Source organism: Helicobacter pylori (assembly GCF_014498195.1).
GTDB lineage: Bacteria > Campylobacterota > Campylobacteria > Campylobacterales > Helicobacteraceae > Helicobacter > Helicobacter pylori_DO.
In genome coordinates this window covers 74,265-89,917 of sequence record NZ_JACTGH010000001.1, presented here as the reverse complement: position 1 = coordinate 89,917, position 15,653 = coordinate 74,265, and the positions used below count along the sequence as shown (strand labels likewise).

The window sequence follows — 15,653 nt, the reverse complement described above, 5'->3', positions numbered from 1 at the left end:
GGTTTTTTGTGCAATTTTTTGATTTCTCTTTAGAAAGTTTTATTACCACCTTAATGAAAATCCTAGCCCTTCTAATCGCTATATAGGGCATGAAATCATGCATGGCTTGAGCGCGTTTTTATTTGGGGATAGGAGTGCTAAAGACGCTAATCGTTTGAGTTTAAACCCTATTAGGCATTTAGACATGATGGGTTCGGTGCTTTTACCGGCTCTGTTACTCATTTTTCAAGCCCCCTTTTTGTTTGGGTGGGCCAAACCCGTGCCGGTGGATATGCGCTACATTGTCTCTCAAAAAGGCTCTCTAGCATGCGTAGTGGTGAGTTTAGCCGGGGTGGCTTATAATTTCACCCTAGCCGTTCTGCTCGCTTTCATCACGCATTGGAGCTTCCAAAAACTAGGGATCAACGCTTTAAGCGTTGATGAATTGAATCTTTATCAGCTCGCATTAGTAACCTTTCTCATTCAAGGCATTCTCTATAATCTTGTCTTGGGCGTTTTTAATAGCCTCCCTATCCCGCCCTTAGACGGCTCCAAAGCGTTAGGCTTTTTAGCGTTGCATTTTAAAAGCGCGTTTTTATTGGAATGGTTTTCTAAAATGGAACGCTACGGCTTGTTGATTGTGTTAATATTCTTATTTATCCCCCCTTTATCGGAGTTTTTTATCCATGCGCCCACAAGATTTTTATTTTCCTTACTCCTTTCTTAATCTTTTATCAAGGAGAGCTGATGAATAAGCCCTTAAATACCGCTCAAGTTTTTATAGGAAGCGATCATGCAGGGTTGCATCTTGCAGAATTTGTTCAACATTTTTTAGAAGACAAGCGTTTTAAGATCCAAGCTTTTTTACCCACTACAAGAGTGGATTACCCTGATTACGCCAAATTAGTGTGCCAAAAAGTCTTAGAAAACGCGCAAAGCTATGGCATTTTAGTGTGCGCTACAGGGATAGGCATGAGCATGGGCGCTAATCGCTTTAAAGGTATTAGAGCCGCTTTGTGCCTTGATGCTTACATGGCTAAAATGACTCGCTTGCACAATAACGCTAATGTCTTGTGCTTGGGTGAAAAGATTAGCGGTATTGGCGTAACAGAAAGCATTTTAGAAGCGTTTTTCTCTACAGAATTTGAACAAGGCCGTCATGTGTTGCGCATCCAAAAACTAGATGAATCGCTGAAATCATCAACCTAATGTAGTATAATTACATCGTTTCGCTAAAAGGATATTTTAATAGAATGTTTACCCAATGGTTTATCATCACTATCGCTATTGTTTTTATCCTTTATATGGGTGTGCGCACTTTCTTTTTTAAAACCGTGGCTAAACGGCAAGAACGCACCAACGCATCCATGAAACTGACCTTACAAGAAGCTGAAATTTTGATCCAAAAACACCAGTTGCAACTCCAAAGGGCTTTAGGTAATATTGATATTCTTACCCAAGAAATGAGCTCATTAAAAACAGAACTAAAAGCCCTTAAACAGCGCAACTCTGAATACAAAGGCGAATCGGATAAATATAAAAATCGTATTAAAGAATTGGAGCAAAAAATAGAAGCTCTCCTTTAAAAACGCTATAATAAATCAAAATTCTACAACCAATCAGTTATATTAAAGGATATCAAAATGAATGAAACGCTCAAAGAAGAACTTTTACAAAGCATCAGAGAAGTGAAAGACTACCCTAAAAAAGGGATTTTATTCAAAGACATTACCACGCTACTCAACTACCCTAAACTCTTTAACAAACTCATTGACGCGCTCAAAAAACGCTATCTCGCTCTCAATATAGACTTTATCGTGGGCATTGAAGCGAGGGGGTTTATTTTAGGCTCTGCTCTCGCTTATGCGCTTGGGGTGGGGTTTGTGCCTGTGAGGAAAAAGGGCAAACTCCCCGCACACACCCTATCTCAAAGCTACAGCCTAGAATACGGGAGCGATAGCATAGAAATCCACTCCGACGCTTTTAGGGGAATTAAGGGGGTAAGAGTGGTGTTGATTGATGATTTATTAGCCACTGGAGGCACAGCTTTAGCGAGCCTTGAGCTTATCAAAGCCCTACAAGCTGAATGCATAGAAACATGCTTTTTGATAGGGTTAAAAGAATTACCGGGTATCCAACTTTTAGAAGAACGCGTGAAAACCTTTTGTTTGTTAGAGTGCTAGAATAAGGGTGAATTTTGGAAGAATACATCATTGATTTATGGAATCAGCATGCAGCGACTTGGGGGTATCTCATTTTATTTGGGTGGAGTATTTTAGAAGGCGAAATCGGGCTGATTTTAGCAGGGATTGCCAGCTATACCGGTCATATGCATTTAGGGTTAGCCATTTTAGTCGCAGGGATTGGGGGTTTTGTGGGGGATCAGATCTATTTTTACATCGGCCGCACCAATAAAGCTTACATCCAAAAAAAGCTAGAAAAACAACGCCGAAAACTAGCCCTAGCCCATTTATTGTTGCAAAAACACGGCTGGTTTATCATTTTTATCCAACGCTACATGTATGGCATGCGCACCATCATTCCCATTAGCATAGGCCTCACGCGCTATAGCGCTTTAAAATTCGCTATCATCAACCTCATTAGCGCGATGGTGTGGGCGAGCATCACCATTATTCTAGCGTGGTGTTTGGGAGAAGAGTTATTGCATGCGTTAGAGTGGCTTAAAAAACACCCTTATGCGCTAATATTACTATTAGTATCTTTCTTGGCGTTAGTGCTATGGTATTTCCAATACTATAGTAAGAAAAACCGCTAGAGTGCAATACAATTCTTGAAAGATATGAAATTAAAAAAGGAGACTTTATGTTAAAAATCAAATTAGAAAAAACCACTTTTGAAAACGCAAAAGCTGAATGCGGTTTAGTTTTTATTGTCAATAAGGATTTTAGCCACGCTTGGGTCAAAAATAAAGAGTTGCTAGAAACCTTTAAATACGAAGGCGAAGGCGTATTTTTAGACCAAGAAAATAAAATCCTGTATGCGGGCGTTAAAGAAGACGATGTGCATTTATTGAGAGAGAGCGCATGTTTAGCCGTTCGCACCCTTAAAAAACTCGCTTTTAAAAGCGTTAAAGTGGGCGTTTATACTTGTGGTGCGCATGCTAAAGACAACGTGCTTTTAGAAAACTTGAAAGCGTTGTTTTTGGGCTTGAAATTAGGTTTGTATGAATACGACACTTTTAAATCCAACAAAAAAGAAAGCGTTTTAAAAGAAGCCATTGTCGCTTTAGAATTGCACAAACCTTGCGAAAAAACTTGCGCGAATTCTTTAGAAAAGAGCGCTAAAGAAGCGTTAAAATACGCTGAAATCATGACAGAAAGCTTGAATATCGTTAAAGATCTAGTCAATACCCCCCCTATGATTGGCACTCCGGTTTATATGGCTGAAGTGGCGCAAAAAGTGGCTAAAGAAAACCATTTAGAAATCCATGTTCATGATGAAAAATTTTTAGAAGAAAAGAAAATGAACGCCTTTTTAGCGGTCAATAAAGCCTCTCTTGGCGTTAATCCTCCTCGCTTGATCCATTTAGTCTATAAACCCAAAAAAGCGAAGAAAAAAATCGCTTTAGTGGGCAAGGGCTTGACTTATGATTGCGGAGGGTTGAGCTTGAAACCGGCCGATTACATGGTTACCATGAAAGCGGATAAAGGTGGTGGCTCTGCGGTGATTGGGCTTTTAAACGCATTAGCCAAACTAGGCGTGGAGGCTGAAGTGCATGGCATTATTGGGGCTACAGAAAACATGATAGGCCCAGCCGCTTATAAACCAGATGATATTTTGATCTCCAAAGAAGGCAAGAGCATAGAAGTTCGTAATACCGACGCTGAAGGGCGTTTGGTTTTAGCGGATTGTTTGAGCTACGCTCAAGATTTAAGCCCTGATGTGATCGTGGATTTTGCGACCCTTACTGGGGCATGCGTTGTAGGCTTAGGCGAATTCACTTCAGCGATCATGGGGCATAATGAAGAGTTAAAAAACCTCTTTGAAACTTCAGGGTTGGAGTCCGGCGAATTGTTAGCCAAACTCCCCTTTAACCGCCATTTGAAGAAATTGATTGAATCTAAAATCGCTGATGTGTGTAATATTTCTTCTTCGCGCTATGGCGGTGCGATCACAGCGGGCTTGTTTTTGAATGAATTTATTAGAGATGAGTTTAAAGATAAGTGGCTACACATTGACATTGCAGGCCCTGCTTATGTGGAAAAAGAATGGGATGTGAATAGCTTTGGAGCGAGTGGGGCTGGCGTGAGAGCTTGCACAGCTTTTGTGGAAGAGCTTTTGAAAAAGGCTTGAAATGGGCTTGTCTGTAGGCATTGTGGGTTTGCCCAATGTGGGCAAATCCAGCACCTTTAACGCGCTCACTAAAACCCAAAACGCAGAGAGCGCGAACTACCCTTTTTGCACCATTGAACCCAATAAAGCCATCGTGAATGTGCCTGATAGGCGGCTTGATGCGTTGGCTCAAATCGTAAAGCCTGAACGCATTTTGCATTCTGTGGTGGAATTTGTGGATATTGCCGGATTGATTAAGGGAGCGAGCAAGGGGGAGGGTTTAGGCAATCAATTTTTAGCCAATATCAAGGAATGCGAAGTGATCTTGCAAGTGGTGCGCTGTTTTGAAGATGACAATATCACGCATGTGAACGATAAAATTGACCCCCTAAACGATATAGAGATCATTGAATTGGAGTTGATTTTAGCGGATATTGCCACTTTAGACAAAAGGATCGAACGCTTGCAAAAAGCCCTAAAAAGCTCAAAAGACGCTAAAAATCTTTTAGAATGCGCTTTGAGTTTAAAAACGCATTTAGAAGAATTAAAGCCAGCAAAAACTTTTCCCTTGAATACAAGCGAGGCTTTTTTAGAATTGGACAAGGAATTGCGTTTTTTATCTCATAAAAAAATGATCTATGTCGCTAATGTGGGCGAAGAAGATTTAAACGCACTCAATGAGCATGCCAAAAAAGTCAAAAACCATGCGAAAGCCCAAAATAGCGAGTTTGTTGCCTTGTGCGCTAAATTGGAAGAAGAAATGGTTTCTATGAGTGGAGATGAAGTCAAAGAATTTTTGCAAAGTTTGGGCGTAGAAGAAAGCGGGCTAGAAAAAACCATTCGTTTGAGTTTTAAGGAATTAGGCTTGATCAATTATTTTACCGCTGGAGTCAAGGAAGTGCGATCATGGACGATTAAAAAAGGCTCTAGCGCGCCTGTGGCTGCTGGGGTGATCCATAAGGATTTTGAAAAAGGCTTCATTAGAGCTGAAACCATCAGTTATGATGACTTTATCGCTTATAAGGGCGAAGCCGGAGCGAAAGAAAAGGGAGCGTTACGCATTGAAGGTAAGGATTATATCGTTCAAGATGGCGATGTGTTGCATTTTCGCTTCAATGTTTAGTCTGTCTTATTGCTAGTTTCTCATAAAAATTGACACCCAACAAGAAACTTTTTAAAAAAATCTATATAGAGTTAAGCGATATTTGCGGGTTGCAATGCAGTTTTTGCTCTAACCCTAAAAATATCAGAGGCGTGATGCCTTTAGAATTATTTGAAAAAGTTTGTAAAGAAGTGGCCCCCTTAACCCCAATCATCACCTTTCATGTTTTAGGCGATCCTTGCAAGCTCAAAAATTTAAACCACTATCTCAACGCCGCCAAACGCTTTTCTTTAAAAGTAGATCTGGTTACTAGCGGGGTGTATTTGCACGATTTTGAGACGCTATTACAAGATGCAATCTATCAAATTTCTATTTCTTTAGACGCAGGGTTAGACCATCACAACAAACTCAACCAGCACCGCTATATCCAAAAAATTTTAGAATTTTGCCGCTATAAATTTGAAAAAAATAGCGAAGTGTTTTTGAATTTACGCATTCAAGATGGAACCCTTGACAAACACCAGAATTTGATCAAGCCTTTTTTAGAAAGCTTTGAATGCGTTTCTTTAGAGGGTTTAAAATCGCAAGGCCGCGTTCGTTTGTTTAAAAAAAGTTTTTTGAATATCCAAAAGACCTTTAAATGGCCGAATTTGAACGATCAAAATCCTTTAAACCAAGAATCAAAAATCCCCTATTGTTACGGCTTGATCAAGCAAATCACTATTTTATCTAATGGCGTTGTCGTGCCGTGCTGCATGGACACGCAAGCTAATATCAGCCTTGGCGATTTAAACCATACGCCCCTAAAAGATATTTTAAACAGCCAAAAAGCTATAGCTATCAAAACCCATTTTTTAAAGGGCGAAGCGTTAGAACTTTTATGCAAAAACTGCTCCTACCCTTTGATCCGCTACAAAAAATAAAATTTATATCTATTAAGATATGGGTTTAAATTTGCGTTCGCATTGAATGAGGTGTTTGAAAATTCTTCATAAGAATGGTTATTTCTCACTCTTATATATCATTTTTAAAAATTTCGTTGTGAGCCATAGGGCTTATATCATTCGCATGCTTTTTGATCGTTTTGGATAAAGTAATTTTCATACAATCGCAGTAACGCAATAAAAAACGCCGTGATAGTAGGCCCCACAATAATCCCCCAAAAACCAAATTGTGAAATCCCAGCAATCATGGAAAAGAAAATCAGCATTTCATTGATTTTAAGGGTGGTTTTAAAGATTCTTTTTTTAATAAAGACAATTAAAAACGGCTTGATCACGCTATCAATCAGCACGCTAATCAATAAAATGGAATACAAAGCGATAAATATCGCCTCATTCACATTCCCATGATAAAGCTCATAAATCGCTATAGGGATCCAAATCAAAGCCCCCCCAACAGCCGGCACCAAAGACGCTAGGCCGTATAAAATCCCCAAAGACCAACCGTCATGCCCAAACCATACGATCATCACCCCAAACGCCACGCCCTCTAAAATAACCGTGATGAGAGAAGTTAAAAGCACGATGCGTAAAATCCCAGCCACTTCTTCAAAAATCTTTTTGCTTTGATTCATTCCAAGAGGCAAGACCCCCAAAAAATAACGATAAAATCTCTCCCCATAATAAAAAAAGAAAAACAACAGCCCCAAGATAAACAAAGCGTCTGTAATGAGTTTCAAGCTGTATCTTCCCACATAGCTGCTTATTTTCAACAAATAACCCGTGATTGAAGTGGCACTAAAATTTTCTAAAAACTTGCTCACTCCATCATGAATGGCAGGAAAATGCGACAAATTTTCGGTGATTGTCCCCTTAAGCCATTTGATTAGGGCTGAAAATTTTTCAAAATTGATTTCAAAAATGATATTAGAACTTTTATAAACAATAAAATATAACGGCACGATCAAAACGCTCGCTAAAATTAAAACGCATAAAAACGAACTGACAACATTGAAAAAACGCTTATCTAAAAAAACTTTCACTTGAAAAAACCCCACGCACAAAAGCCCAGCGATCAGCGCATCCATTAAAAAATCTTGATACAGATAGATCATCCAATAAAAACCAATCAAAAAAAGAATCCAAAAGAAATACTGAGCTTTCATGAAATTATCCCCATTAAACTTGAACCAAAAATTATCAAATGTTAGCTAAAAAACGCTCTTTTAAGGATAAAAAATTTCTTTTGACTTATAATTAAAAGCAAAAAGGCTTGCAATCAATGGTGTTTTACAAATATTCAGGGAGCGGGAATGATTTTTTAATCGCTCAAAGCTTCAAAAAAAAAGATTTTTCCAATTTAGCCAAACAGGTGTGCCATAGGCATGAGGGTTTTGGGGCTGATGGGCTTGTGGTCGTCTTACCAAGCAAGGATTATGACTACGAATGGGATTTTTACAATTCAGACGGCTCTAAAGCTGGCATGTGCGGGAATGCGAGCCGTTGCGTGGGGTTATTTGCCTACCAACATGCTATAGCCCCTAAAGAGCATGTTTTTTTAGCCGGGAAAAGAGAGATTTCTATTTGCATAGAAGAACCCAATATCATAGAGAGCAATCTCGGTAATTACAAAATCCTAGACACCATACCCGCCTTAAGATGCAAAAATTTTTTTTCAAGCGACAGCGTTTTAGAACATATCCCTACTTTCTACCTCATAGATACAGGAGTGCCGCATTTAGTGGGATTTGTCAAAAATAAAGAGTGGTTAAATTCCCTTAACACGCTGGAATTAAGGGCTTTAAGGCATGAATTTAACGCTAATATTAACATCGCTTTTATAGAAAATAAAGAGACGATTTTTTTACAAACTTATGAAAGAGGGGTTGAAGATTTCACGCTAGCTTGCGGGACAGGCATGGCGGCGGTTTTTATCGCCGCGCGCATTTTTTATAACACGCCTAAAAAAGCCACTCTCATCCCTAAAAGCAACGAATCTTTAGAGCTTTCTTTAAAAAATGATGGGATTTTTTATAAAGGAATCGTGCGTTATATTGGCATGAGTGTTTTGGGCATGAGGGTTTTTGAAAATGGGTGTTTTTGATCATTATTTCTTGTAATGGTAATGATTTTGTCGTAATTAAACATAATGCGCTATCATTTGCGAGTTGTTTTTAGCAATATAAAAAATATCCTAAAGGAATAAAACCATGCAAGCGTTAAAATCATTGCTTGAAGTGATTACAAAACTCCAGAATCTAGGCGGCTATTTGATGCATATAGCTATTTTCATCATTTTTATTTGGATTGGAGGGCTTAAGTTTGTGCCGTATGAAGCTGAAGGGATCGCCCCTTTTGTGGCCAACTCCCCTTTCTTTTCTTTCATGTATAAATTTGAAAAACCCGCATACAAACAACACAAAATGTCTGAATCCCAATCCATGCAAGAAGAAATGCAAGATGACCCTAAAATCGTTGAAAACAAAGAATGGCATAAAGAAAACCGCACTTATTTAGTGGCTGAAGCTTTAGGGATCACGATTATGATCCTAGGTATTTTGGTGCTTTTAGGGCTTTGGATGCCTTTAATGGGCGTGATTGGGGGCTTGCTTGTCGCTGGAATGACGATCACGACTCTATCTTTTTTATTCACAACGCCAGAAGTGTTTGTCAATCAGCATTTCCCATGGCTTTCTGGGGCTGGAAGGCTAGTGGTTAAAGACTTGGCGTTATTTGCTGGAGGCTTGTTTGTGGCCGGATTTGATGCGAAACGCTATTTGGATGGTAAAGGGTTTTGCTTGATGGATCGCTCATCGGTAGGGATTAAAACTAAATGCTCTAGTGGGTGTTGCTCTTAAAGAGCGAATGCCTTAAAGTAGGCTTAAAGCCTACTAGAAGAATCACAATTGATAGAAGAATCTTGGTTAGCGCCTTTTTTATAAATGATTGTTTTTAAAATGTGGCGTTTGACAAAGGAATTGACGCTTTCTACTTCTTCATCAGCTAATCGTCTTAAAACATCATGCTCGTCTTTAGAGAGATAAAAAGTAACTGAAAAATTGCGTTTCAACTCATCTACAGCGACACGCTTACGACCGGGTTTTATATTTTTATTTCCTAATTCCATTAAAATTTCCTTTTTTAGTTAGTATGTTGTAACATCATAACGGCTATTCTAACATGAAATAAGCACTATTTTAATATTAAATCTAAAGAAAAATATTTTTAGATGTGCTAGAATACCCATTTGTTACAAGATAAGCTTTTTTATCAAAAAAATGATGACATAGGGGTAACAAGTGGCAATAAACACCTTTTTAAAACATTCTTTTTTAGTCTGTTTGTTAGCGGTTAATTCTTACGCTTTTGATTGGAATATTTTTAAATACAATCTGGGTTTCAATATGTTCATCATGGACCATGAAGGCTCAACGCCTTATTGGGTCAATACTAACACCAATCTTAAAACCCGTTTGACTCCAAATTTTGGGATCCAATTTTATACAAGAGGTGTGGAGCAAAGCTTGACTGTAGGGGCGTATTTTTTTCAAAACTTCCATAATTACAGCACTAATTTTCCCTATCGTTGGGGGCCTACGATGTATTATAAGGCTAGGGGAAAGCGTTTTACTTTTTATGGAGGGATCTTTCCTAGAAAAAACCTCTTAGGGAGGTATGGTTTGAATATTTTTGCCCCCTATTATTGGTTTATAGACCCCAACGCTAGAGGGTTTTTATTGCAGTTTCAAAACCATTATTCGCCTTCAAAACCCTATTATGGGCATGCGGAATTCATGCTAGATTGGTTTGGAGGCAATTGTTACAACACTTGTAAATTCGGGAGAAACCCTTATGGGAATGCGATGGATAGGTTTCAAATGAACGGCTCTGTCGCTTATAATTTCTTTAAGGATTTATTGGGTATTGGAGGGTATTTTGTCTTATTCCATAACGAAGACAAATACCTTTTGAATGGGGCTGATGGCATGCAATTTAATGAAAAAAAGGCGATTGATAGCAATAATATTTATCTTATGGATCGCCTTTATTTTAACGCTTACATAGGGACAAGCCTCTTAGACATCGCCCCCTTTATGGAAAAACTCAATGCCAGTTTTGGCATGGTTTCTGAATCAAGCCGATTAAGGCAAATCCACAAAAATGTGCCTTTTATGAACAGCGTGGGCGGGCAATTGGATGTGGAGATCCAATACAAAGGCTTTGGCATCCACAATTTATTTTTCTTCGCCAAGACCCCAGAGATGCCTTTTTATAACCAATACCAGTATGTTGAAATGTATTGCACGCCTTCTTACTGCCCCACGCCTATTTATCGTGGCGTGCCATTCTTTCAAGCTAATTTATACAATCGTTTTGATTTTTATTATAATTGGAAAAACGACTTCGCGTCCGTTCGAATCAACTTCGTGCTTAATGCGATGCGTGGGGGCTTTGATAGGAGCTTACCTTGGTCAGAATCTTACCAAGTGTATATGACGGTTGCCTTTGATCCTTATAACCTTATTAACAAAATTGCTAGAAAAAAGTGAAAATTCTTGACAACCAGTTAATTCGTCTTATATAATGCTGTTTCATTTGTAGCCATTGTTAAGCAATGATTTTAAGCTATGGAAAAGAGGTGATAGCAGTATGCCAGGGATTAAGGTTAGAGAAGGCGATGCGTTTGATGAAGCTTACAGGAGATTCAAAAAGCAAACCGATCGCAATTTGGTGGTAACAGAATGCCGCGCTAGAAGGTTCTTTGAGTCTAAGACTGAAAAACGCAAAAAACAAAAAATCAGCGCTAAAAAGAAAGTCTTAAAGCGTCTTTATATGTTAAGGCGTTATGAATCAAGACTATAAGAACTTGAACGAATTTAAAATTTAAGGATTATTGAATGATGCAATTCACAGGGAAAAATGTTCTCATTACTGGAGCTTCTAAAGGCATTGGGGCCGAAATCGCCAAAACTCTCGCTTCTATGGGGCTGAAAGTTTGGATCAATTACCGCAGTAATGCTGAAGTGGCTGACGCTTTGAAAAATGAGCTTGAAGAAAAAGGCTATAAAGCGGCTGTCATTAAATTTGATGCGACTTCTGAAAGCGGTTTTATTGAAGCGATACAAACCATTGTCCAAAGCGATGGGGGTTTGTCTTACTTGGTGAATAATGCCGGTGTGGTGCGCGATAAATTAGCGATCAAAATGAAAACAGAAGACTTTCACCATGTCATTGAAAATAATCTCACTTCAGCCTTTATAGGTTGCCGAGAGGCTTTAAAGGTGATGAGTAAGAGTCGTTTTGGGAGCGTGGTTAATGTCGCTTCTATCATTGGTGAAAGAGGCAATATGGGGCAGACAAACTACTCAGCGAGTAAGGGGGGGATGATTGCTATGAGCAAGTCCTTTGCTTATGAGGGAGCTTTAAGGAATATTCGTTTCAACTCTGTAACGCCCGGTTTTATAGAAACCGACATGAACGCCACTTTAAAAGACGAACTCAAAGCGGATTATGTTAAAAACATTCCCTTAAACAGGCTAGGGTCTGCTAAGGAAGTGGCAGAAGCGGTAGCGTTTCTTTTGAGCGATCACTCTAGTTACATCACTGGAGAGACTCTCAAAGTCAATGGCGGGCTTTATATGTAGTCCTAAACAAAGGATTCTTTTAGCGATAAAAGTTTGTAAGTAGCAAAAATCATGCTAACATTATGAGGTTATTCTAAAACAAAGAGGTTATTATCAAATGGGGATTATTTACTTAATATTGTTTCTCATTGTAATTTATTTGTTGTATAGGATTTTAGATGTTTTGGAGCAAAAATAAACGCTCCAATGAATGGTTGATTTAATTTTTACAAGACAAGGGAGTTTTAATCATGGCTTTATTTGAAGATATTCAGGCAGTTATTGCTGAGCAGTTGAATGTGGATGCGGCGCAAGTTACGCCAGAAGCGGAATTTGTGAAGGATTTGGGTGCGGACTCTTTAGATGTCGTGGAATTAATCATGGCGTTAGAAGAAAAGTTTGGCATTGAGATTCCTGATGAGCAAGCGGAAAAAATCGTCAATGTGGGCGATGTGGTGAAGTATATTGAGGACAATAAACTAGCTTAATCTTTTTAACTTGGAGCGTTTGTCTCCAGGTTTTAGTCAAAAATTTAGCTTTAGCTAAAATCTAGTTTTATTGAATGAAAGTTTTTGAAATGAGGAGCTATTGGTGCGTCGGATTGTAGTAACTGGAATGGGAATGATCAATTCGCTAGGTTTAAATAAAGAAGATTCTTTTTTAGCGATCGCTAAAGGGGAATGCGGTATCAAAAACATAGAAAGTTTTGATGCGAGCGCGTTTCCTGTGCGTATTGCTGGAGAAATCACTGACTTTGACCCTACAGAGGTGATGAATCCCAAAGATGTTAAAAAGGCGGGTCGTTTCATTCAATTAGCCTTGAAAGCCACGAAAGAGGCGATGAAAGATAGTGGGATTTTAGACGCTCACAATAGATGCCCTGAAGAATTGGCAAATCGCATGGGCGTAAGCTCTGGATCTGGGATTGGAGGGTTAGGCAATATTGAAGCGAATTCCATTTTTTGTTTTGAAAAAGGCCCTAGAAAAGTCAATCCCTTTTTCATCACTTCTGCGTTAGTGAACATGATTGGAGGTTTCACTTCCATTGAGTTTGGCATTAAAGGGCCTAATCTCTCTAGCGTAACGGCTTGTGCAGCAGGCACTCATGCGATTATTGAAGCGGTTAAAACCATTTTGCTCAATGGGGCTGATAAAATGTTAGTCGTGGGAGCGGAATCCACCATTTGTCCTGTAGGGATTGGAGGGTTTGCGAGCATTAAAGCCCTTTCTACAAGGAATGATGAGCCTAAAAAAGCTTCAAGACCTTTTGATAAGGATCGCAATGGTTTTGTGATGGGAGAAGGCGCCGGGGCTTTGGTGCTTGAAGAATACGAGAGCGCGAAAAAAAGAGGGGCAAAAATTTATGCAGAATTTGCCGGATATGGCGAGAGCGGCGATGCTAACCACATCACAGCCCCGGCCCCTGAGGGTGAAGGGGCTTTTAGAGCCATGAAAATGGCTTTAGAAATGGCGAAAGTGGAAGTAGGCTATGTGAACGCTCACGGGACTAGCACGCATTATAACGATTGGTATGAAAGCATCGCTCTAAAAAATGTGTTTGGCTCTAAAGAAAAAGTCCCTCCCGTCAGCTCCACTAAAGGGCAGATTGGGCATTGCTTGGGCGCTGCGGGTGCGTTAGAAGCCGTTATTTCTATCATGGCCATGAATCAAGGGATCTTACCTCCTACTATCAATCAAGAAACGCCTGACCCAGAATGCGATTTGGATTATATCCCTAATGTGGCTAGAGAAAAGCAAGTAAATGCGGTGATGAGTAACTCATTTGGTTTTGGTGGCACTAATGGTGTTGTGATTTTCAAAAAAGCCTAGTTTTAATTTAGGATTTTGTGAATGGCGATCTATTTAGATTTTGAAAATCATATTAAAGAGATTCAAAATGAAATTGAATTAGCTCTCATTAGAGGCGATGAGGACGCTAAAGAAATCTTAGAAAAAAGATTGGATAAAGAAGTTAAAACCATTTACTCCAATCTCACAGACTTTCAAAAACTCCAATTAGCAAGACACCCTGACAGACCCTACGCTATGGATTACATTGATCTCATCTTAAAAGATAAATATGAAGTCTTTGGCGATAGGCACTATAACGATGATAAAGCGATCGTGTGTTTTATAGGCAAAATTGATAATGTTCCGGTTGTGGTGATCGGAGAAGAAAAAGGCAGAGGGACTAAAAACAAGCTCTTAAGAAATTTTGGCATGCCTAACCCTTGTGGCTATCGTAAAGCTTTGAAAATGGCAAAGTTTGCTGAAAAATTTAATTTGCCTATTTTAATGCTTGTGGATACAGCCGGGGCGTATCCGGGGATTGGTGCAGAGGAAAGAGGCCAGAGTGAAGCGATCGCTAAAAATCTTCAAGAGTTCGCTTCCTTAAAAGTCCCTACTATTTCTATCATTATCGGTGAAGGGGGCAGTGGTGGCGCACTAGCGATTGCGGTGGCTGACAAGTTGGCTATGATGGAATATTCCATTTTTAGCGTTATATCCCCAGAAGGTTGTGCAGCGATTCTTTGGGATGACCCTAGCAAGACTGAAGTGGCTATTAAAGCGATGAAAATCACGCCTAGAGACTTAAAGGAGGCGGGGCTTATTGATGATATTATTTTAGAGCCTAGCAAAGGGGCTCATAGAGACAAATTTTCAGCCGCTAACACGATCAAAGAGTATTTTTTAGACGCTCTAAGGACTATCCAACAAGACCCTCATTTCCTTGAAAACCGCTATCAAAAATTGATGTCGCTTGGTTCGTTTGTGGAGGGCATGAATTAGATCTATAAAAAACTTTGCCTTAATGAAAACTTGATAACTGGTTCTTTAACTTTTAAAATTGTGTTTTTAAACTTTATTTTAAACCCATTTTCTTAAAGAAATAAGGGGTGTTTTGAAATAATTCCCCAACTAAAATCCCCCTAAAGACCGCTTTAAAAATACCGCTTGAATAAAATCAAACTCTCTACTATCCAATCTTAAAAAATGCAATATTTTTTTGATAACCAACGCTCAATAAAAACAAAGCCAAATTTTCCACCACTTGCTATCATTTTAGAAAAAAGCGGGTATTTTACATAGTTTGTAAAATAATATAAAAAATATCATTGTGTTACCAATCTGCTATTCTCTCCTTTTGTTTGAGTATAAAAAGACAATCATCATGCTCAGCGTATTGAATGAAAGCATTCTTATTTTACAATACAAAAGCTAGGTCTAATGGTATTTTAAAAAAGAAAGAAATCCCATGGTTATATATGAAAAAATCAAAAGCCGCTTTTCTAGGAATTGGTCTTTAAGGGATAGGGGCAGGCATTTTGCATCTGCAAGCGTGTATTTTTTCTCACTTCTTGTCATTACAGCGGTTAATAGAAGTAGCGCAGTTGCTTGGTTATTGATGCCTGAACATTTGATTGGGTGGTTTTTGATTTCTTTTAGTGGGGAATTTGTAGCAGACATGGCGTTTGGCAAAAAAAGTAAAATCCTTAAAACCCGCTTTGGAATTTCTATTGTGAGCGGCGTTTCACTATTGCTTGGCGCTTTACCAGCGCATTTGTTTTTTGTATGGTTTGGTTTTATTAATTGGTGGGCTGTCTTTTTTATAGAAGCGGGAGCTGATCTATTGGTGGGCTGTGTGATACAAAAGATTTTTTTTGGTAAATATTGGGTGGATCGCTATTATTAAGGCTCTTTTTTTTAAGCCTG

18 protein-coding genes and 1 pseudogene are annotated in these 15,653 nt (G+C 38.9%); 17 read left to right on the top strand and 2 right to left on the bottom strand.

The window, feature by feature from the left end; translation table 11 throughout:
* Window positions 1–8 precede the first annotated feature (8 nt).
* The 8 genes and pseudogenes from H7N67_RS00440 (at window position 9) to H7N67_RS00405 (ending at window position 6,297) form a co-directional block, all read left to right on the top strand.
* Window positions 9–706, top strand: a pseudogene (locus H7N67_RS00440) (site-2 protease family protein).
* A gap of 20 nt (window positions 707–726) precedes the next feature.
* On the top strand, window positions 727–1,188 hold the full coding sequence (rpiB, locus tag H7N67_RS00435) for a ribose 5-phosphate isomerase B (RefSeq protein ID WP_097708028.1): 462 nt from the start codon (window positions 727–729) through the stop codon (window positions 1,186–1,188).
* A 44-nt stretch (window positions 1,189–1,232) separates the two neighbouring features.
* On the top strand, window positions 1,233–1,565 hold the full coding sequence (locus H7N67_RS00430) for a hypothetical protein (protein ID WP_000495089.1): 333 nt from the start codon (window positions 1,233–1,235) through the stop codon (window positions 1,563–1,565).
* A 57-nt stretch (window positions 1,566–1,622) separates the two neighbouring features.
* On the top strand, window positions 1,623–2,162 hold the full coding sequence (apt, locus tag H7N67_RS00425; protein ID WP_001938017.1) for an adenine phosphoribosyltransferase: 540 nt from the start codon (window positions 1,623–1,625) through the stop codon (window positions 2,160–2,162).
* Window positions 2,163–2,176: 14 nt separating this feature from the next.
* Complete coding sequence (locus H7N67_RS00420) at window positions 2,177–2,755, top strand: DedA family protein (protein ID WP_000393397.1); 579 nt, start codon at window positions 2,177–2,179, stop codon at window positions 2,753–2,755.
* A 47-nt stretch (window positions 2,756–2,802) separates the two neighbouring features.
* On the top strand, window positions 2,803–4,293 hold the full coding sequence (locus H7N67_RS00415; RefSeq protein WP_187938684.1) for a leucyl aminopeptidase: 1,491 nt from the start codon (window positions 2,803–2,805) through the stop codon (window positions 4,291–4,293).
* Between the two features lies 1 nt (window position 4,294).
* The gene (gene ychF / locus H7N67_RS00410) at window positions 4,295–5,395 is read left to right on the top strand and encodes a redox-regulated ATPase YchF (protein WP_187938683.1); all 1,101 of its coding nucleotides are present in this window, start codon (window positions 4,295–4,297) and stop codon (window positions 5,393–5,395) included.
* A gap of 29 nt (window positions 5,396–5,424) precedes the next feature.
* The gene (locus tag H7N67_RS00405; protein ID WP_187938682.1) at window positions 5,425–6,297 is read left to right on the top strand and encodes a radical SAM/SPASM domain-containing protein; all 873 of its coding nucleotides are present in this window, start codon (window positions 5,425–5,427) and stop codon (window positions 6,295–6,297) included.
* Window positions 6,298–6,434: 137 nt separating this feature from the next.
* On the opposite strand, the gene H7N67_RS00400 is transcribed toward H7N67_RS00405, so the two are convergent.
* The gene (locus H7N67_RS00400; protein ID WP_147775678.1) at window positions 6,435–7,481 is read right to left on the bottom strand and encodes an AI-2E family transporter; all 1,047 of its coding nucleotides are present in this window, start codon (window positions 7,479–7,481) and stop codon (window positions 6,435–6,437) included.
* Window positions 7,482–7,597: 116 nt separating this feature from the next.
* On the opposite strand from H7N67_RS00400, the gene dapF reads away from it, so the two are divergent.
* Complete coding sequence (dapF, locus tag H7N67_RS00395) at window positions 7,598–8,419, top strand: diaminopimelate epimerase (RefSeq protein WP_187938681.1); 822 nt, start codon at window positions 7,598–7,600, stop codon at window positions 8,417–8,419.
* A gap of 106 nt (window positions 8,420–8,525) precedes the next feature.
* Window positions 8,526–9,173, top strand: a complete 648-nt coding sequence (locus H7N67_RS00390; protein ID WP_187938680.1) for a YkgB family protein — start codon at window positions 8,526–8,528, stop codon at window positions 9,171–9,173.
* Between the two features lie 23 nt (window positions 9,174–9,196).
* On the opposite strand, the gene H7N67_RS00385 is transcribed toward H7N67_RS00390, so the two are convergent.
* A complete protein-coding gene (locus H7N67_RS00385; RefSeq protein WP_000418859.1) occupies window positions 9,197–9,442 on the bottom strand; it encodes a ribbon-helix-helix domain-containing protein in 246 nt (81 codons plus the stop codon).
* Between the two features lie 172 nt (window positions 9,443–9,614).
* Between H7N67_RS00385 and H7N67_RS00380 the strand changes: the two genes are divergently transcribed.
* From H7N67_RS00380 to H7N67_RS00350, 7 genes are all read left to right on the top strand, one after another.
* On the top strand, window positions 9,615–10,865 hold the full coding sequence (locus H7N67_RS00380; protein WP_039086252.1) for a hypothetical protein: 1,251 nt from the start codon (window positions 9,615–9,617) through the stop codon (window positions 10,863–10,865).
* Between the two features lie 100 nt (window positions 10,866–10,965).
* Window positions 10,966–11,178 (top strand): 30S ribosomal protein S21, encoded by a 213-nt coding sequence (gene rpsU, locus H7N67_RS00375; RefSeq protein ID WP_001117778.1) that lies wholly within the window; start codon window positions 10,966–10,968, stop codon window positions 11,176–11,178.
* Window positions 11,179–11,216: 38 nt separating this feature from the next.
* Window positions 11,217–11,960, top strand: coding sequence for a 3-oxoacyl-ACP reductase FabG (fabG, locus tag H7N67_RS00370; RefSeq protein ID WP_187938778.1), 744 nt, complete (start codon window positions 11,217–11,219; stop codon window positions 11,958–11,960).
* A 230-nt stretch (window positions 11,961–12,190) separates the two neighbouring features.
* Window positions 12,191–12,427 (top strand): acyl carrier protein, encoded by a 237-nt coding sequence (gene acpP / locus H7N67_RS00365; RefSeq protein ID WP_001163091.1) that lies wholly within the window; start codon window positions 12,191–12,193, stop codon window positions 12,425–12,427.
* Between the two features lie 103 nt (window positions 12,428–12,530).
* Window positions 12,531–13,769: a beta-ketoacyl-ACP synthase II gene (locus H7N67_RS00360; protein ID WP_187938679.1), complete on the top strand. Its 1,239-nt coding sequence runs from the start codon at window positions 12,531–12,533 to the stop codon at window positions 13,767–13,769.
* A gap of 21 nt (window positions 13,770–13,790) precedes the next feature.
* Window positions 13,791–14,729: an acetyl-CoA carboxylase carboxyl transferase subunit alpha gene (accA, locus tag H7N67_RS00355; RefSeq protein WP_078303324.1), complete on the top strand. Its 939-nt coding sequence runs from the start codon at window positions 13,791–13,793 to the stop codon at window positions 14,727–14,729.
* Window positions 14,730–15,195: 466 nt separating this feature from the next.
* The gene (locus tag H7N67_RS00350) at window positions 15,196–15,633 is read left to right on the top strand and encodes a hypothetical protein (protein ID WP_000237452.1); all 438 of its coding nucleotides are present in this window, start codon (window positions 15,196–15,198) and stop codon (window positions 15,631–15,633) included.
* Window positions 15,634–15,653: the final 20 nt, after the last annotated feature.

What these genes read in the sequence shown, in the direction of transcription:
- ychF (WP_187938683.1), top strand. Translation starts at nt 4,295, where the DNA reads ATGGGCTTGTCTGTAGGCATTGTGGGTTTGCCCAATGTGGGCAAATCC.
- fabG (WP_187938778.1), top strand. Translation starts at nt 11,217, where the DNA reads ATGCAATTCACAGGGAAAAATGTTCTCATTACTGGAGCTTCTAAAGGC.
- H7N67_RS00430 (WP_000495089.1), top strand. Translation starts at nt 1,233, where the DNA reads ATGTTTACCCAATGGTTTATCATCACTATCGCTATTGTTTTTATCCTT.
- H7N67_RS00400 (WP_147775678.1), bottom strand. Translation starts at nt 7,481, where the DNA reads ATGAAAGCTCAGTATTTCTTTTGGATTCTTTTTTTGATTGGTTTTTAT.
- rpiB (WP_097708028.1), top strand. Translation starts at nt 727, where the DNA reads ATGAATAAGCCCTTAAATACCGCTCAAGTTTTTATAGGAAGCGATCAT.
- H7N67_RS00415 (WP_187938684.1), top strand. Translation starts at nt 2,803, where the DNA reads ATGTTAAAAATCAAATTAGAAAAAACCACTTTTGAAAACGCAAAAGCT.
- dapF (WP_187938681.1), top strand. Translation starts at nt 7,598, where the DNA reads ATGGTGTTTTACAAATATTCAGGGAGCGGGAATGATTTTTTAATCGCT.
- H7N67_RS00350 (WP_000237452.1), top strand. Translation starts at nt 15,196, where the DNA reads ATGGTTATATATGAAAAAATCAAAAGCCGCTTTTCTAGGAATTGGTCT.
- H7N67_RS00390 (WP_187938680.1), top strand. Translation starts at nt 8,526, where the DNA reads ATGCAAGCGTTAAAATCATTGCTTGAAGTGATTACAAAACTCCAGAAT.
- apt (WP_001938017.1), top strand. Translation starts at nt 1,623, where the DNA reads ATGAATGAAACGCTCAAAGAAGAACTTTTACAAAGCATCAGAGAAGTG.
- accA (WP_078303324.1), top strand. Translation starts at nt 13,791, where the DNA reads ATGGCGATCTATTTAGATTTTGAAAATCATATTAAAGAGATTCAAAAT.
- H7N67_RS00385 (WP_000418859.1), bottom strand. Translation starts at nt 9,442, where the DNA reads ATGGAATTAGGAAATAAAAATATAAAACCCGGTCGTAAGCGTGTCGCT.
- rpsU (WP_001117778.1), top strand. Translation starts at nt 10,966, where the DNA reads ATGCCAGGGATTAAGGTTAGAGAAGGCGATGCGTTTGATGAAGCTTAC.
- acpP (WP_001163091.1), top strand. Translation starts at nt 12,191, where the DNA reads ATGGCTTTATTTGAAGATATTCAGGCAGTTATTGCTGAGCAGTTGAAT.